Raw genomic sequence first — 17259 nt, forward strand, 5'->3', positions numbered from 1 at the left:
CTAATTATACATCTGGTGTCAATATTTATTCTCACATTGTTAATTTACTTAGTATGATTAAATACTTTAATTTTAATTAATCTCTAAAATTTAGCGGAAACAGGTCAAGAAGAGGAAAAGGGGCAGCTTTGCTGGGAGACGGCGAGAAAGTTTCCCCCTGCTCCCTGCCCCCTGCCTCTTGTTGAATGCTGTACCAAAAGTTATAAACTATAGTTTATGGCATCTACTATTCAAGCTTTACCTCAAGAAGTCGTGTACCTCATTACAGCAGGGGAGGTAATCGACTCATTTGCTGCTGTGGTGCGGGAATTGGTAGAAAATTCCTTGGATGCAGGTGCAAACAGAATTGTAGTTTATTTATGGCCGCAGCAATGGCGGGTTCGTGTGGCAGATAATGGTTGCGGCATGAACTTAGATGATTTGCAACAAGCCGCCTCAGCCCACAGCACCAGTAAAATTCGTTCTAGTGCAGATTTGTGGAAAATTCATAGTCTGGGATTTCGGGGTGAAGCACTACATAGTTTAACGACACTAGCAGATGTAGAAATTATCAGTCGCGCCCCCGAAAATGTGGGGTGGCGAGTAGTTTATGGTGATAGTGGGAAAGCAGTTCACGTTGAAGCGACAGCGATCGCTCCTGGTACAGTAGTCACAGTCTCGAATTTATTCGCCAGTTGTGCGGCTCGTCGTCAAGGCTTACCCACAACAGCACAGCAAATGAAAGCTGTGCAAGCCACAATTCAACAAATCGCTCTTTGTCATCCCCAAACCACCTGGCAAGTTTGGCAAAATGACCGGATTTGGTTCACCATCTCCCCCGCCGCCACAGCCGGACAACTCATACCCCAATTCCTCCCCCAACTACGCCCAAGTGACTTACAAGAAATCAAGTTAGAGATACCCAACCCAGAAAACCCACAACTCAGCACCAACAACAAGCCAAACGCCTCAGCACTTGCCCTAGTTGTAGGATTACCAGACCGTTGTCACCGCCATCGTCCAGATTGGGTGCGGGTAGCAATTAACGGACGGATGATTAAGTTGCCAGAATTAGAACAAACAATTTTGGCAGCATTCCACAGAACATTACCACGCGATCGCTACCCTCTTTGTTTTGTTCATCTTCTGATTTCCCCCGACCAAATCAACTGGAACCGCAACCCCGCAAAAACAGAAATTTACCTCCACGATTTGAGTTATTGGCAAGAACAAGTGACTCAAGCCATTAACCAAGCACTACGGATTAGTGCTGCCAATATTCCAGAGTCTGTCCAGACAACGCGAGTTAGTCAACTACTCAAAGCCGCCGAAGAGAAAGGGAATTATAACTTTAATCCTCGAAACGCAAATCCAGCAGACAACACTCAGAACTACCTAAAAGCAGTAGCCCAAGTCAGTAACACTTATATAGTCGCAGAACATCCTGGGGGAATGTGGCTAGTAGAACAGCACATCGCCCATGAGCGAGTTTTATACGAACAATTGTGTGATAATTGGCGACTCATTCCCGTTGAACCACCAATTATTCTTTATCAACTATCCCCAGCCCAAGTTGCCCAATTGCAACGCATCGGTTTAGATATTGACATCTTTGGCGAACAACTTTGGGCAGTCCGTAACTTGCCGGCAATGTTACAACAACGTGAAGACTGTGCCGAAGCCATTTTAGAACTCAGTTGGGGAGGGGATTTACAAACAGCCCAAGTAGCCGTAGCCTGTCGCAGTGCTATTCGCAACGGTACTCCCATGAGTCTGCCAGAAATGCAGAAATTACTAGACGATTGGCAACGTACTCGCAACCCCCGCACCTGTCCCCACGGTCGGCCGATTTATTTGTCATTAGATGAATCTTCCTTATCTCGGTTTTTCCGTCGTCATTGGGTGATTGGTAAAAGTCACGGTATATAAATCAATTCAAAATAAGTCAACAGTCAACAGTCAACAGCCAACAGTCAACAGTCAACAGTCAACAGTCAACATTAAAATCATCAGATTGAGTCAGCCTTTGACTTCCACTCAGGGTTAATATCGCTCTACACTAAATATTGTCCTTACTGCAAACCGGCATTAGCCCAGAGATACTGTCCATGCTAGTCTTGAAAACAACCGACAAAGAATTTTCTCCCAGATTCCAAAGCTTGGTGAGCGATCGCCGAGAAGCAACGGTTGATGTTAGTGGTACAGTACGCGATATACTCGCTCATGTAAAAGCGCGTGGTGATGCCGCAGTCCAGGAATATACCAGTCGTTTTGATCACTATAGACCCCATTCTCATCATTTAAGTGCGGCTTTCATTGCCGAACAAGCAGCGAAATGTTCAGATGAGGTAAAAGCAGCCTTAGAACTAGCGGCTGAACGTATTAGTTCTTTTCATCAAAAACAATTACCCCAAGATATTGGTTACACCGATACCGCAGGCGTAAAACTGGGCTTAAATTGGGTAGCTTTATCGCAAGTGGGAATTTATGTCCCTGGCGGACGCGCCAGTTACCCCAGTTCGGTCTTGATGAATGCCCTACCCGCCAAAATTGCAGGTGTAGAACGCATCGTTATGACTGTGCCTATGCCTCATGGGGAAATCAATCCCGCCGTTCTGGCTGCTGCCCAAGTCGCCGGCGTAACAGAAATATATAGTATAGGTGGAGCGCAAGCAGTCGGGGCGTTAGCCTACGGTACAGAAACTATCACCCCCGTAGATAAAATTGTCGGGCCTGGTAATGCCTACGTTGCTGAAGCCAAACGCCAAGTATTTGGGACTGTGGGTATTGACAGCATCGCCGGGCCTTCGGAAATTTTAGTTGTCGCCGATCGCCAAAACAATCCAGAATGGATCGCCTGGGATTTATTATCCCAAGCTGAACACGATCCCAGCGCTCAATCAATTTTAATTACTGACTCTGAATCCTTTGCCCAACAAGTGATTGCGGCGGTAGAGCAAATCCTCACTACCTTACCCAGTCAAAAAGTAGCCAGTAGTAGTTGGCAAAATCATGGGGCAGTGATTATTGTTAGGGATTTAGCCGAAAGTATCCCTTTACTCAATCAACTAGCTCCAGAACACGTAGAACTGTGTGTAGATAACCCTCAATTGCTAGCTAGTCAAATTAAGTGTGCTGGTAGTTTATTTTTAGGTCGTTATACTCCAGAGGCGATCGGTGATTATTTAGGTGGCCCCAATCACGTATTACCTACTTCCCGTTCTGCCCGCTTTGCTTCCGGCTTAAGTGTCTACGATTTTCTCAAGCGCATTACCTATTTAGAATGCAATCAAGCGGCATTGCAGAAAATAGGCCAGTCCGCCGTCACTCTTGCAGAAACTGAGGGTTTACCAGCTCATGCAGGTAGTGTAGCGGTGCGTTTGCAAGGGCTGAAAGATATGTAGGGGTGTTGGGGTATAGGGGTTTAGGGGTATAGGGGTTCAAATATATTTAAAGAATGAAATGTACTAATCCCCAATCCCCAGTCCCCAATCCCCAATCCCCACACTGGCAACCCCAAACAACCTACTATATCTATTTATCTATTAATCGATGCTGAATACCAAGTTACTCGATTTAGAGGCAGCGATCGCATTGTCTCCCTTGCTTTCCCGGAATTGAATTTAACCGCCGAGCAGATTTTTCAAGCCACTAGTCTCACATCATGAGAATAAAACGACTACTGATTGAAGGTTCCTGAAGATATTGGGTCGCAAAATAAATCTTAGGCGATCGCTGGGGCAGTCTTAATAGAAAAAGCAAAGTACAAGCAACTACAAAAGACAATAAGCCTGTTTCCGCACAAATACACAAATTAGATGAAGCTATGATGAAGTTGATTTAAATTAATGAAATTAAATTCTATGTTGCGTAAGTGCTTTACAAGTGTATATACTCTCTACAATGTAAAGTTTTTGCAAAGAGGGGAATGATACAGTGACTTTTAAACCTAGAGATACTACCATATACCTGTGTGTTCTTATGTAAAGTAGTTATAAAATTTACAACTATTTTGCAGTATCTTCCCTATTGACTTAATTGCAAACTTGCGGGGTGATGATATCGCCTAGGGTGTGAGTAATGCGTAAACCAGTTCTAACCATCTTTTACCAGTTCAATCCCTGGCAAACTTCTATTGGAGGAATTCAGACATTAATCAACACGTTTATCAAGTATGCTCCTAGTGATTTTGAAGTGCGGCTGGTGGGAACAGCTAGCGATTCTAGTCAGTCCCTTGGTAAATGGCAAGATGCAGAATTTGCAGGTAGAGAGGTTAGCTTTTTACCTATTCTCAAGTTAGAAGACGATAACGTTAGAGGTTTAATCCCAACTACAGTCAGATATACGGCTGCATTGTTAGGCCGTTCCCTGTCATCAGATTTTATGCACTTTCATCGGCTTGAGCCTAGCTTGGCAGCCATGAACTGGCAGGGAGAAAAAACGATATTTATTCACAATGATATTCACACACAGATGGCAACTGTGGCCGACCGCAAAGCCATACTGTGGCGCAGATTTCCAGCAGCCTACTTTGCTCTTGAGAGTATATTAATCCGCCAGTTTAGTCAGATATTGTCTTGTAACACTGATGCTGCACAGTTTTACCGCCAGCGTTATCCCCAATTACAAGACCGTGTGGCATTCGTAAAAAACTCCTTTGATAACGAGGTTTTCTATTCTGGGAGTCAGCCGCAAAGGGAAGCTAATCGGCGCGAATTAGCATTGCAGATGGGACTAGACCCAGCAACACGTTTTATTCTGTTTGCTGGAAGACTGCATCCCCAAAAAGATCCAGTGTTGTTAGTACGTGCTTTCGCCGCTTTAAATCAACCCCACACTCACCTATTGATAGCAGGCGATGGAGAATTAGCTACTCCAGTACGTCAGGAAATTGAACAGTTAGGCTTATCTAGTCAGGTAACAATGCTGGGAGCATTGAAACAAAAAGAATTGGCTAGATTGCATCGCTTGAGTAGTGCTTTTGTTCTCAGCAGCGCTTATGAAGGTTTACCCTTAGTTGTCTTAGAAGCCTTGGCTAGTGGAACGCCGGTGGTAACAACTAAATGCGGTGAAACTCCTAAATTACTTCATTGCGATAGTGGTATTGTCTGTGAGCAAAGAACACCGGATTCTATAGCCGATGCTTTACGGCGGATATTATTAAAGCCACAAGATTATCCCGTTGAGGCTTGTGTCCGCACGGCACAACCTTATGCTGCGCGTACTGTTGTGAGAGATGTTTATGGCGATATGTTAAATCGCTGGGAATTAAAAGAATTCTCGGTAATTAGCTGACAAACAGACAGTTTTCCCAACTGTCTTTAATTTTAGTGTGTTCCCTCATCAAAGAATTCAACATCATGACTATGAAAATTGCTGTAATTGGTGCAAAAGGTCTTCCTCCTAAACAGGGTGGCATTGAGCATTACTGTGCAGAAGTATATCCTCGGATAGTTGCACAAGGTCATAGCGTGGATTTATTTGCTCGTTCTTCATATACAGACACTGCTTGGCTGGGAAATTATGATTTTCAAGGTGTGCGAGTCATTTCCTTACCTGGGATAGATGCCAGAGGCGCAGACGCATTCGTCACCTCTGCGTTAGGAGCGATCGCTGCAACCGCAGAGAGATATGATATTGTCCATTTCCATGCTCTTGGCCCAGCTCTGTTCACTTTCCTACCCAGAATTGCCAACTCAGCGAAAATTGTAGTTACTTGTCAAGGTTTAGATTGGCAACGCGCCAAGTGGGGTAGCTTCTCGACTCGGCTAATTCAAGGGGGAGAACAGGCAGCAGTTCGTTTTGCTCACGGTATGGTTGTTGTCTCTGATGCTCTTAAAACCTACTTCGCGGAAACCTATGGACGGGACACAGTTTATATCCCCAACGCTCCCGCAAGCTATGGTGAATCAGACCTCAGTTTTACCTATGGTAAAAAACTGGGTTTAGAGTCAGGGCGTTACATGATCTTTGTGGGCAGAATCGTTCCCGAAAAGCGTCCTGATTTACTGATTGAAGCCTTTTCTAAATTACAAGCACCAGGATGGAAACTAGTATTAGCGGGAGGTGTCAGCGATACTCAATCTTATACCTCTCAATTATTAGAAAAGGTCGCTAATAATCCCAATATTATTTTTGCAGGTGAATTGCGAGGCCCTCGTTTATGGGAAATTGTTCGCGGTGCAGGAATGTTTGTTTTACCCTCTGATTTAGAGGGATTACCTTTAGCAATGCTGGAAGCTATGCAGGAAGGTATACCAGTAGTCGCCAGCGATATTTTGCCTCACCAACAATTGATTAATGGAGGCATGGGAACCCTCTTTATGGCTGGTAATACAGACTCTTTAGTGAGTTCCTTAGATTGGGCAATTCGTCATCCCCAACAAGTAGCAGCAATGGCTAAAAATGCCCAAAGAAATATTCAATTAAATTATAGTTGGGAGCATATAACTGCGGAAAATCTCAAACTATACAAAACACTGTTAAATTCACCTCAACCGGTAGGTGCATCGAAGTCTAGAGAAGTTCGTCTAGCCAGAGTTGGTAGTAAAGAATAATTGCACACATCCAGAAGTCAGAATCAAGAATCTTCTCATTTCTGGCTTCTTCATCACACAGGTGCAAGCCTTCTCGTAGAGTATTGTGAATTACGGGTATATGTAATGGGAAAAGGCATTTCAACCTTACTAGGAGTCTTGGGACGCAGAGGCTTTCCGGCTGTGACTGTGTTTGCAGCTGTCATCGGAGCATCATTTGCTTACTTGGCGGTGACACCACGTTTGTATGAAACATCAGCACGATTGATGTTGGATGATAAAAAGGCGAGTGTGTCTGAATTGGGTCGTGACTTGACACAGATAACGCCTACAGGTGTTGGACGTAATCCCTTAGCAGATCAGGCAGAGTTACTGAAGTCACAAACAGTCTTACAACTGGCTATTTCTAAACTCAATCCGCCAATAAAAGATAGTTCCACACAAAAACCACTAACACCTTCAGATATTCGCTCAAATTTGAAAGTGATTATAGTCCCAGCGACTAACATTTTAGATTTGAGGTATCAAAGTCCCGAACCAAATCAAGCAGCTCAGGTTCTCAATGCTGTATCTCAGGCGATGGTGGAGGAAAATATCAAAACCATCAGTTCTGAGGCTACTAAGGTCAGGGAATTTTTGGCCGAAAAAGTACCCATAGCGCGTCAACGACTACTACAAGCAGAACTAGCGGAAACTAAATACAGACAACAAAGCGGCGTTGTCGCCACAGATGATCAGACCAGGAGTCTGGTGGGTAGTTTAGCGGAACTGGAAAATCAAGAACGTACCTTGGCGGTACAACTTCAAGAAACGCGATCGCGCGACGCATCTTTACGCCAAGTGACAGATGCGAAAAATATCAATACCGCTTACGCCTCTGTCAGAGAAGGACAAGACGAACAACTCAAGGTATTACGCACCAAGTTAACTGATATAGAAACCAAGCTAATAGAAGCACGTACCAAATATCAAGAAGCCCATCCCACAGTTTTGGATCTAGTCGAACAAAGGAATGAAATCCGCGCTTTGTATGGACAGCAGATGGCTAGGGTATCTTCTAGTGGACAAACAGATAATTTTCAGGATTTAGCCAACGACCAAATTAGTCAAACCCTCATTTCTGATTTAATCACCAATGATATTACGCGTTTAGCCGTAGAAAATAAGCTGAATGCTATCCAGAAAATGAGAGCTAATATTCAAAGTCGTTTGGCACTCATCCCTATTCAACAGCAACCGTTGACCGTCCTCACTCGTCAACGGGAAGAAGCCGCCGAATCACTCAAGTTTCTCCAAAGCAAACTAGAAGAAGCACAGATTGCTGAGGCGCAGAAAGTTAGCAACATCCGCATTATTGAGACGGCTGTAGCCCCAGAGTTACCCACATCCCCGAAACGTACAGTAGTACTTGTGATTGCTGGGTTCTTTGGCAGCATCTTAGCTGTGGGACTGGTATTGCTACTGGAACTCATGGATAACACTCTGCGCGATGCGACAGAAGCCGAAGAGTTACTGCAATTACCATTGTTGGGAGTTTTACCCCGTCTTCCTGCTACCAAACTCAGTCTGGAACCAGCCGAACAATTTCTTGATGACTTGGGTTTGGTGGAACCTTACCGGATGCTGCTGAAGAATCTGGAGTTTCGCAATGTGGACAATTTGCAGGTGATAGTTGTCAGCAGTCCCCTTTCTGGAGAAGGTAAGTCAGTTATTGTCTCCCATCTGGCTGCGGTCGCTGCCATGTTATCTCGGCGGACATTAATTATTGATGCAGATTTGCGTAAACCCTCACAACATACCCTATTTAACTTACCGCCCAGACCAGGAATTACAGATGTAATTGATGGGACTAGACCTTTACTGAGTGCTGTGCAGTCAACAACCATAGAAAATCTTTCGGTGTTGACTTGCGGCGAATTGCGAGGAAGACCTTCCCAGATCCTAGAGTCAGCCGCGATGAAGTCTTTGGTGGCAGAAGCAGCCCAACGCTACGATTTAGTAATTATTGATACCCCACCCTTGAGCGCCTGCGCTGATGCTTCCACCTTGAGTCAGATGAGTGATGGAGTCATCCTCACCACACGCCCCGGTTTTACCTTGAAGGAGGTATTACAACGAGCCGTGTCAGAACTCAACCAAAATCGCATTCCCGTTTTGGGGGTAGTGGTCAATGGTATGGCAACTGACATAGAAAAATACTACCGTTACCCATCGGAGGAATATCCCTCGATATTATCTAGACCGTTGAGACGTTTAACATCTCTGGGTAGTAGCGCCAGAAATTCATCCAACGATTCTAGGTCGAACTGAAGATGAGGAATTATCAGCGCTCAATTAACTTTTCTGCTCTAGCCATCTGGTTAGGAGTGATAATTATCGGTTTGATTGCCGGGTTTGCTGCTGGTGCTAGTCCAGTTTTACCTGGTTTAGCGGTAGTTTCATTAGTAGTACTGGGTTTCTTTTTTAGAAATCTAGAACAAGCCGTATTGAGCGCTTTGATTATTCGCAGTGCCATAGATGGTATTGTTTCTCCGCCCTTACCCTCTGCGTTTGCGATCGCTATCGACATCCTCACCTTACTATATGTAGTCGTTCTGTTGTTTCAAAAGCGCACTGTACACACCGATTGCTTTTTGTGGTTCTTCGTTGCTTGGGTAATTTTCCAAGCGATGTGGTTAGTGCTTTTACCTATAGGTGGACTAGGACTGGATGGCGCAGTTTTTGCTACTAGTTTACGAGAATGGGTTCGCTTGTTCTCTTGGCTGATGGTTTATTTACTAGTCATGCAGCTAAAGGAGAAGACTCACCCCCAAACCGTGATCAATCTCCTGTTTTGGGCTTTAGTCATACCTCTGGCGATCGCATTTTTGCAAATGTTCGTGCCTGGGCTTTTGCCATCCCAGTTTGCACCTTTGTCTGGGGGGGTTTTGTCTGAAGGTTCTCGCATTAGAGGTAGTATTGGGCATCCTAACAGTTTTGCTACCTTCTTATTATTATTTATTGGTCTGACTACCTGGAAGCTAACTATTACTAAAGTACGCTGGCCTTGGTTGCTGTTGCTGGGCTTACTGGCTTTCTTTTATGTCAGTACAAAAGCATTGTTTAGCTTGATGATGTTGGCTGTATTCATGCTGGTGTTAATTGCTCCCAGATTAAGTTTATTGAAACTTATCGGTGCAGTGTTTTTCTTCGGCTTAGTAATATTTCTGTTCGGTAGTACAGAGTTTGGACAACAACGGCTGGGATCAATAGCACAAACACCATTGCTCAACCCAGATATAGATATATGGCGAGCAATTCTCTTATCTTATAGCGACAATAACAGCTTCAACTGGCGAATTGCTCAATGGCACGAATTACTCGAAGCCTGGAAACAGTACCCACTGTTCGGTTACGGGTTGGGCGTGACTACACATATTGCTAGTAACGGTTTATATGCCCATAACGATTACGTCCGGGCATTAACAGAAGGTGGAATTGTTGGTTTAGTCAGCTTTATAGCCTTCTTTGGTGTACAGATTGGGCGAATTGTGCAGTTAATGAGGCGATCGCTATTCAATAAAACACAGAATAGTCTTTGCTTGGTTTTATTAGCACTTATTTTAACAATGCCTGTGGGAATGATTACTGAAAATGTTTGGAGTCATACCATGTTGTTCTTTTATTGGTTTACTTTGCTGGCGGTAGCCGGTTGGGATTGGAACGCCAAGCCCACAACGTAATACAATTCAAAATTCAAAATAAACATTCTTAAATTCCATATTACACAGATTAATAATAAGGAAGCATCATGGCTGATAATTCTCAAACTAAGAAAAAACTTTATACTATCCAAGTATTGCGGGGGTTAGCAGCAGTGCTGGTAGTACTCGCACATGGAGACTTAATTTTTAATCAAAACTTTGGTCAAGATTTTTGGTTTAAAATATTTAATTTTGGCGGCTCTGGTGTAGACTTTTTCTTTGTCTTGAGTGGATTTATTATTTTGTATGTCCACAAAAAGGATATTGCCAATAAAAGTAAAACATTTACATTTTTATTTAAAAGATTTCTGCGGATCTACCCTATATACTGGGTTTTTCTTAGTCTAAAACTGTTAGCTTCTTTTACATTTTCTTATAATCCCAGTAGCACCGAAAGAAGCTTAATTGAGACGCTGAAAGCATTTACCTTGTTTCCCCAGCAGCAAGAAATTCTTTCGAGTAGTTTCTTGGGTGTCAGTTGGACTTTAAGCTATGAAATTTTATTCTATATAATTTTTGCTATATTAATCGGCTTACCAACTAGAATTTCGTTCCCCATAGTTGGTGTTTGGCTATTAGGTGTATTAGGTAATTTTTGGGGATTACTGAATTTACCCCCAGATAGCGTATTTCTTCGGTTCATTTTTAGTCATTATAATCTGGAATTTGCCTTGGGTTGCTTGGCAGCATATTTATTTGCTAGATCCAAAATTAAATGGGGAATGGTTTTAATCTCTGTTGGCGCTTTTCTTTACACGCTGTCGGCAATTAATTATTACCATCAAATTGTCAATTTGTCGCAAGTCATTACCTTTGGTATTCCTTCCATGTTGCTTGTACTAGGTTGTGTTTCTCTAGAGAACACAAAAAATATTCAGGTTCCTCCCTTACTTGTATATTTAGGTGATGCTTCTTACTCTATTTACTTGGCGCATGGATTTGCGATTAATAATATTAGCAAAATCATCCAAAAGATTTATCCCAGTATGACCGAAAATATTTTTGTTTTAAATAGTATTGGTCTTGTAATTGCTGTAATGTCTATTGTGTTTGGCTGCATAGTTCATTCGTTCATTGAAAAACCATTGATCTTTGCTTTTCAACCTAGAAAAACAGCCAATGCTTAGATAGTTTAAAACATTAATTTCTAATCGGATTTTTACGGTTCTCATTATTAAGAAAAAAGCTAATATATGCCAAAAGTATCTGTAGTAATTCCAGCTTATAATGCGATGCCTTATTTACCAGAGACACTTGAAAGTGTTCTCAGGCAAACTTATCACGATTTTGAAGTGGTAGTTGTGAATGATGGCAGTTCTGATAATACTGAGGAATGGGTATCTCAAATTTTAGATCCAAGATTAAAATTGATTTCTCAAGCAAATCAAGGATTAGCGGGAGCAAGAAATACTGGTATTGTTAATGCTTCAGGTGAATATATTGCATTTCTGGATGCTGATGATATTTGGGAGCCAACTAAACTAGCAAAACAAGTTAGTGTTTTAGATGAAAATCCAACAGTCGGGTTGGTTTATACCTGGGTTGCTTATATTGATGAGCAGGGTAAATCAACAGGAAAAATATTTAAAAATCAGGTAGAAGGTTATGTATGGCCACAGTTGACTGAACATAATATTGTTGAGTGTGGTAGTGTGGCGCTTGTACGTCGAGTGTGTTTTGAAAAAATGGGTCTATTTGACCGCAATTTAGGCTCTTATGTAGAAGATTGGGATATGTGGCTACGCATTGCCACAAGTTATGATTTTAAAGTTGTTAAAGAAGCTTTAGTCTACTACAGACAACGCTCAAATAGTGCTTCTAAAAATTGGGAAGCAATGGCACACAGTTTTGCTATAGTCATTGAAAAAGCTTTTGCGACTGCATCACAAGATTTACAGGTTTTAAAAAATAAAAGTTATGGTTTTACTTACCTTTGCCTAGCTTGGAAACCACTACAAAGTTTTCAAAAAGATTATCAAAAATCTCGTGAGTTTTGTCAGCAAGCTGTGGCTTATTATCCCAGTTTACGCTTTTCCCAAGAGTATATCCGCTTGAGTATAGCTATTAATCTCATGCGATGGTTTGGGGCTGACGGCTATAGTAAATTGCTGCCATTATTTCACACTATGCGGCGGGTCAAGTTAGCTTTACAAAAGTAATGAGAGTAATCAAGACCAAAGCTAGTTATTTTCGGTGAAAGATATGGCATTAATTTCTGTGATCATACCTGCTTACAATGCAGTATTGACTATTAAAGAAACAATCGAATCTGTACAAAAGCAGACTTTTACTGACTGGGAAATCATTGTTATTAATGATGGTTCTACAGATGGAACTCCAGAAATTATCCAAAGTATCAAAGATGAGCGGTTAAAAATTTTTAACTATAAAAATGGTGGATTACCAGTAGCTCGTAATCGTGGTATTCTTCATGCAAGTGGAGAATTTATTGCTTTTCTTGATGCAGATGATTTATGGGCTGTTGATAAACTGGAAATGCAATTAAAAGCTTTGCAACAGCACCCAGAAGCCGGAGTTGCCTACAGTTGGACTTGTTTTATGGATGTAAATGAACAAGGAGAACCTGTAGCATATTTGCCATCATCTCAATATTCTTTTACCGGAAATGTTTATCAAAATCTATTAGTCAGTGATTTTATTCACAGTGGTTCCAATACGTTAATACGTAAGGAGGCAATTAATTCAGTAGGCGAATTTGATCCAATGCTCAAATCCTGTGAAGATTGGGATTATTGGCTGCGCCTAGCAACTCATTGGGATTTTATTGTAGTCCCTGAATACCAAATATTTTATCGTCGGACTCCTGGGGCGATGTCATCTAAAGTTGAAGTGATGAAAGAAGCCTGTCTCATAGCAATGGAAAAGGCTTATCAAGCAGCACCACCAGAACTACAATATTTGAAAAAATATACTATGAGTAGCTTTCATGTCTACTGCTCAAGTTTGTATATTCAACATCGTGATGACAAATTTGCAGTTAGTCAAGCGCAAGAACATTTGTTGGCAGCTATTAGATTAAATCAAAAGATTTTATTAGAGAAAACAACTCAAAAGTTATTAATCAAGTTTCTCTTGAAAAAGATTTTTCCCCCACAGGTGACTAATTATGTTTTGCAGTTAACAAAACAACGTATTTCTCTGAGTGTTCCGAGGTTAGAAGCATGAAAAATATTCTCAATCAAGAACTTGCAGAGCCACAAAATACAGATACAAAAGAATTACAAATTCCAGAACCAACGATCGCCTTACTCCACTGTTACGATTTGATCGACGACTTCTTAGATAGCATTAATATTTCTTTCGAGACTTTCTGTAAAGAGTTCGTCGGTAGCTGGATGTTTGGCTATATCAACGCTCTCAAGGAAGTCGGTGTGCGGACGGTATTATTTTGTATTTCCGCCCGTGTTGAGCGTCCATCACGCTTTACTCATATACCCACCAATACCCAAATTTGCGTTTTACCTCCATCCCCAACGTATCGTCCTTACCGTGCTGTGCGGCGTAAATCGCTGAATGTTTATGGCGCTAGTGCAGCTCAATCTTTTAAGGAGATTCAAGATAGCAATCCCATTCGCCGTTCTCTGCTGACACCAGTGAAAGACTTGGCGAAAAGTGTGGGAACCTACCTCTGTACACCCCTGGGATCATTAGCTGAGGAACTAAAGCGCGAAAACTGTCAAGCAATTTTGTGTCAAGAATATGAGTATGCCCGCTTCGATAGTTGTACACTCCTGGGAAAAATGACTGGTATTCCCGTGTTCGCTACCTTCCAAGGAGGCGATCGCACTCAGAGTTGGCTAGAAGTTCCCTGGCGACACTTATCTTTTCGCAACTGCGCGGGTGTTATTGTCGCTACCCAAACCGAAATTAAACGTATCCAATCTGCTTACGGGATTGGCGCTAGCAAAATCGGGCAAATTTTCAACCCTGTAGACATAACAACTTGGCAAGGAAGCGATCGCCTCCAAGCACGAAAAGAACTAGATATTCCCCTGGATGCAAGGGTAGTCGTCTGGCATGGCAGAGTAGAGATAGAGCGCAAAGGGCTAGATATATTACTAGAAGCTTGGCAGCAAATCTGCAATCAGCGTCCAGATATTAACCTGCGATTATTAATTGTGGGTACAGGTAGCGATGCCGAGCAATTGCACCAGCGTATTGCCAGTATGCAGCTAAAAGGGGTGTTATGGCTAAATGAATTTGTGAGCGATCGCGCTATTATGCAACGTTATCTCTCGGCTGCTGACGTTTATACCCTCCCCTCTCGTCAAGAAGGTTTTCCCGTTGCACCCTTGGAAGCAATGGCTTGTAGTCTACCAGTCGTAGCGGCTGACGCTCCTGGTGTACCGGACATTTTTGCAGGTGGAGACATTTCTGGCGGCCTAGTCGTACCGCGAGAAGATGCGACAGCATTAGCACAAGCACTCACACAAGTTCTCGACAACGAAGCCTGGGGACGGGAGTTAGGTAAACGTGCGCGACAGCGTGTAGAGAGTTACTTTGCACCGCAAATAGTTGGCAAACAACTACGAGACTTTATTTTAGGTCAGAACTCACATCATGCTCATCAGTAAGTTTAAACAGTCACTATCAAACAAATTTATTCGCAATGCTGGCGCACTAGGAGCCGCAGAATTAGCCAATCGCATCTTCCGCCTGGGAACAACCATCACTCTAGCGCGGATGTTCAGCCCCCAAGACTATGGATTAATGGCGGTTGTTTATACGGTGTTTGATTTTGCCACTGTTTTCACCTTCAGAGGGGGAATTGGCGCAAAGATTGTTCAAGCTGATGAGCAGGATGTGAAAACTATCTGTGACACATCTTACTGGTTGAACTGGATTTTGTGCATAGCAATTTTTTTGCTCCAGTGCATTGCTGCTTTTCCTATTGCTCAGTTTTATAAAAATCAACAGTTGGTTTTGCCAATCTGTACAGTTGGTTTAGTCTATTTAATGTTTCCTTTGTTTTTGGTTAACTCCGCTATCATTGAACGAGAAAATCGACTCAAAATTACAGCATTATGTAATGTTACTCAATCATTATTAAGCAATATCATTATTGTGGTTTTCGCCCTTATGGGTATGGGTGTATGGGCTATAGTTTGGTCTATGGTGTTGACAACCCCAGTCTGGATTATCATCACTTGGAGAAATCATTCTTGGCGACCACCTAAATTATTTAAATTAGACAAATATAAAGAAGTTATTAGCTTTGGAGCCGATTTACTAGCGATTGAACTACTAGGTAAATTAAGAGGGAATATAGACTATCTAATTATTGGTGGTTTTTTAAGTATTGAAGCATTAGGTATTTATTATTTTGCTTTTAATGCTGGCTTAGGTATTAGCATGAGCATCATTAATACATTTAGTTCAGCATTATTTCCTTACCTGTGCGAAGTTCGCAGTAATTTAAGCCAACTCAAAGAAAGATACTTTAGTAGCTTGAAAAAAGCTTACTTTGTAATCACACCTTTAATTCTCTTGCAAACCTGTTTAGCTCCTATTTATGTTCCAATTATTTTTGGGCAGAAATGGTCATCCGCTATTCCCGTACTGATGCTAATTTGTCTATCTGCTTTAAGCCTGCAATTTGGTAGAGCTACGTTTCTTTTACTTAACGCAATGGGCAAAACTCGCTTAACTCTCTATTGGAATTTAATCTATACAATACTATTTTCTACTGCCCTATTAATATCAGTACATGGAGGAATTATTTATGTAGCGATCGCAGTTGTTATCTGTCAACTATTCATAGCCCCCATGTTTAACATTTGGGTTGTTAACCGCACTTTTTACAAAAAACAATTCATTACTCCTTAGGTCATAACACATGATACAAGTCCTTAATCTCACAACACCGGAAACTATTAAACAATACTTACAAGAAGCTTTAGGCAAAATAGAGCCTTTTGAACAATGTATTCTCCTAGATTATCCTGACTATGCGAACATTGGTGACAGCTTAATTTGGCTCGGAGAATTGCTTTATTTACAACAAATTCGTCAAGCCAAAATTACCTATAGTGCTAGTGTTGAAAGTTTCTCAGCCCAAGAAATGAGTAACTACAAATCCTCACCTGAAATTCCTATTTTTTTAAGTGGCGGAGGGAATCTAGGCGATTTATGGCTAAAGTTTCAGAATTTTAGAGAGCATATTATATCTGAATACAAAGAAAACCCAATTATCATTTTCCCCCAAAGTATTTATTTCCAAGAAGAAAATAATTTAGTTAAGGCTGCTCGTATCTTTAATTCCCATCCCAATTTAACTATATTTGTTCGGGATAACTACAGTTACCAGTTAGCAACAAATTATTTCTACAATTGTCGGATTATTAAATCGCCTGATGCAGCATTTCAATTAGTTAACACTCCAGGGATAGCTGCTTCATATCAAAATAAAAGTTCTATTCTTTATCATTTTAGAAACGATAAGGAATTAAATTTAAATCAAGCTAGTTCTCCTAATAACCTTGACTTGCCTAATTTAATAGTAGAAGATTGGGCTTCTTATAAATATGAAAGTGACTCTTACAAAAAATTACCTAATAATGCCTTAATTCAAAGTTTCGCCAGAATATTCGACGGTTGGGAACAAGGCAAATTATTTCCTGATGAATGGATTACTCGTCAAATCTGGAAATACTTCCATCCCTACACTACCGCTTTTTCTCAAGCTTATAACCCTGAATCACATCGAAAAGCTTGGAGTTATATGTATCAGGGAGTTTACCAATTCAAACAATATCGGTTAATTATTACAAATAGGCTACATGGTCATATTCTCTCTACTTTGATGGGAATTCCCCATATTTTTCTCCCTAACTCCTACCACAAAAATGAAGCTTTTTATGAAGCTTGGACACATCAAATTCCCTTTTGTCGTTTTGTCAAAGATCCTGAAAAAATAGCCGATACAGTTCGGGAATTGATTGAGATGTCTGAAATTGCTAAAAACTAATTAACCCAGTGTA

The 17259-nt window shown here is 41.5% G+C and carries 12 protein-coding genes and 1 pseudogene; all 13 read left to right on the top strand.

Features of this window, described 5'->3' with window-relative positions:
* Positions 1 to 216: 216 nt before the first annotated feature.
* The gene (mutL, locus tag ACN222_RS15270) at positions 217 to 1908 is read left to right on the top strand and encodes a DNA mismatch repair endonuclease MutL (protein WP_010997206.1); all 1692 of its coding nucleotides are present in this window, start codon (positions 217 to 219) and stop codon (positions 1906 to 1908) included.
* A gap of 179 nt (positions 1909 to 2087) precedes the next feature.
* Positions 2088 to 3383, top strand: a complete 1296-nt coding sequence (gene hisD / locus ACN222_RS15275) for a histidinol dehydrogenase (RefSeq protein WP_010997207.1) — start codon at positions 2088 to 2090, stop codon at positions 3381 to 3383.
* A 105-nt stretch (positions 3384 to 3488) separates the two neighbouring features.
* Positions 3489 to 3647 (top strand): annotated as a pseudogene (locus ACN222_RS15280) (Uma2 family endonuclease); the annotation flags it as partial.
* Positions 3648 to 4059: 412 nt separating this feature from the next.
* Positions 4060 to 5274: a glycosyltransferase gene (locus ACN222_RS15285; RefSeq protein WP_010997208.1), complete on the top strand. Its 1215-nt coding sequence runs from the start codon at positions 4060 to 4062 to the stop codon at positions 5272 to 5274.
* 71 nt (positions 5275 to 5345) lie between these two features.
* Positions 5346 to 6536: a glycosyltransferase family 4 protein gene (locus tag ACN222_RS15290; RefSeq protein WP_044523101.1), complete on the top strand. Its 1191-nt coding sequence runs from the start codon at positions 5346 to 5348 to the stop codon at positions 6534 to 6536.
* A gap of 105 nt (positions 6537 to 6641) precedes the next feature.
* Positions 6642 to 8825 (top strand): GumC family protein, encoded by a 2184-nt coding sequence (locus ACN222_RS15295; RefSeq protein WP_010997210.1) that lies wholly within the window; start codon positions 6642 to 6644, stop codon positions 8823 to 8825.
* A 2-nt stretch (positions 8826 to 8827) separates the two neighbouring features.
* Entirely contained in the window at positions 8828 to 10237 is a 1410-nt protein-coding gene (locus tag ACN222_RS15300) for an O-antigen ligase family protein (protein WP_010997211.1), read from the top strand.
* A 68-nt stretch (positions 10238 to 10305) separates the two neighbouring features.
* Positions 10306 to 11385, top strand: a complete 1080-nt coding sequence (locus ACN222_RS15305; protein ID WP_010997212.1) for an acyltransferase family protein — start codon at positions 10306 to 10308, stop codon at positions 11383 to 11385.
* A gap of 66 nt (positions 11386 to 11451) precedes the next feature.
* Entirely contained in the window at positions 11452 to 12417 is a 966-nt protein-coding gene (locus tag ACN222_RS15310) for a glycosyltransferase family 2 protein (protein WP_010997213.1), read from the top strand.
* Positions 12418 to 12460: 43 nt separating this feature from the next.
* On the top strand, positions 12461 to 13444 hold the full coding sequence (locus ACN222_RS15315) for a glycosyltransferase family 2 protein (RefSeq protein ID WP_044521610.1): 984 nt from the start codon (positions 12461 to 12463) through the stop codon (positions 13442 to 13444).
* Complete coding sequence (locus ACN222_RS15320; protein ID WP_010997215.1) at positions 13441 to 14853, top strand: glycosyltransferase family 4 protein; 1413 nt, start codon at positions 13441 to 13443, stop codon at positions 14851 to 14853. Before ACN222_RS15315 ends, ACN222_RS15320 begins: the two co-directional genes overlap by 4 nt.
* Positions 14840 to 16105, top strand: a complete 1266-nt coding sequence (locus tag ACN222_RS15325) for a lipopolysaccharide biosynthesis protein (protein WP_010997216.1) — start codon at positions 14840 to 14842, stop codon at positions 16103 to 16105. Before ACN222_RS15320 ends, ACN222_RS15325 begins: the two co-directional genes overlap by 14 nt.
* A 10-nt stretch (positions 16106 to 16115) precedes the next feature.
* Positions 16116 to 17246 (top strand): polysaccharide pyruvyl transferase family protein, encoded by a 1131-nt coding sequence (locus ACN222_RS15330; protein WP_010997217.1) that lies wholly within the window; start codon positions 16116 to 16118, stop codon positions 17244 to 17246.
* The last annotated feature ends 13 nt before the right edge of the window (positions 17247 to 17259 follow it).

The organism is Anabaena sp. FACHB-595 (genome assembly GCF_048568275.1).
Classification (GTDB): Bacteria; Cyanobacteriota; Cyanobacteriia; order Cyanobacteriales; family Nostocaceae; genus Trichormus.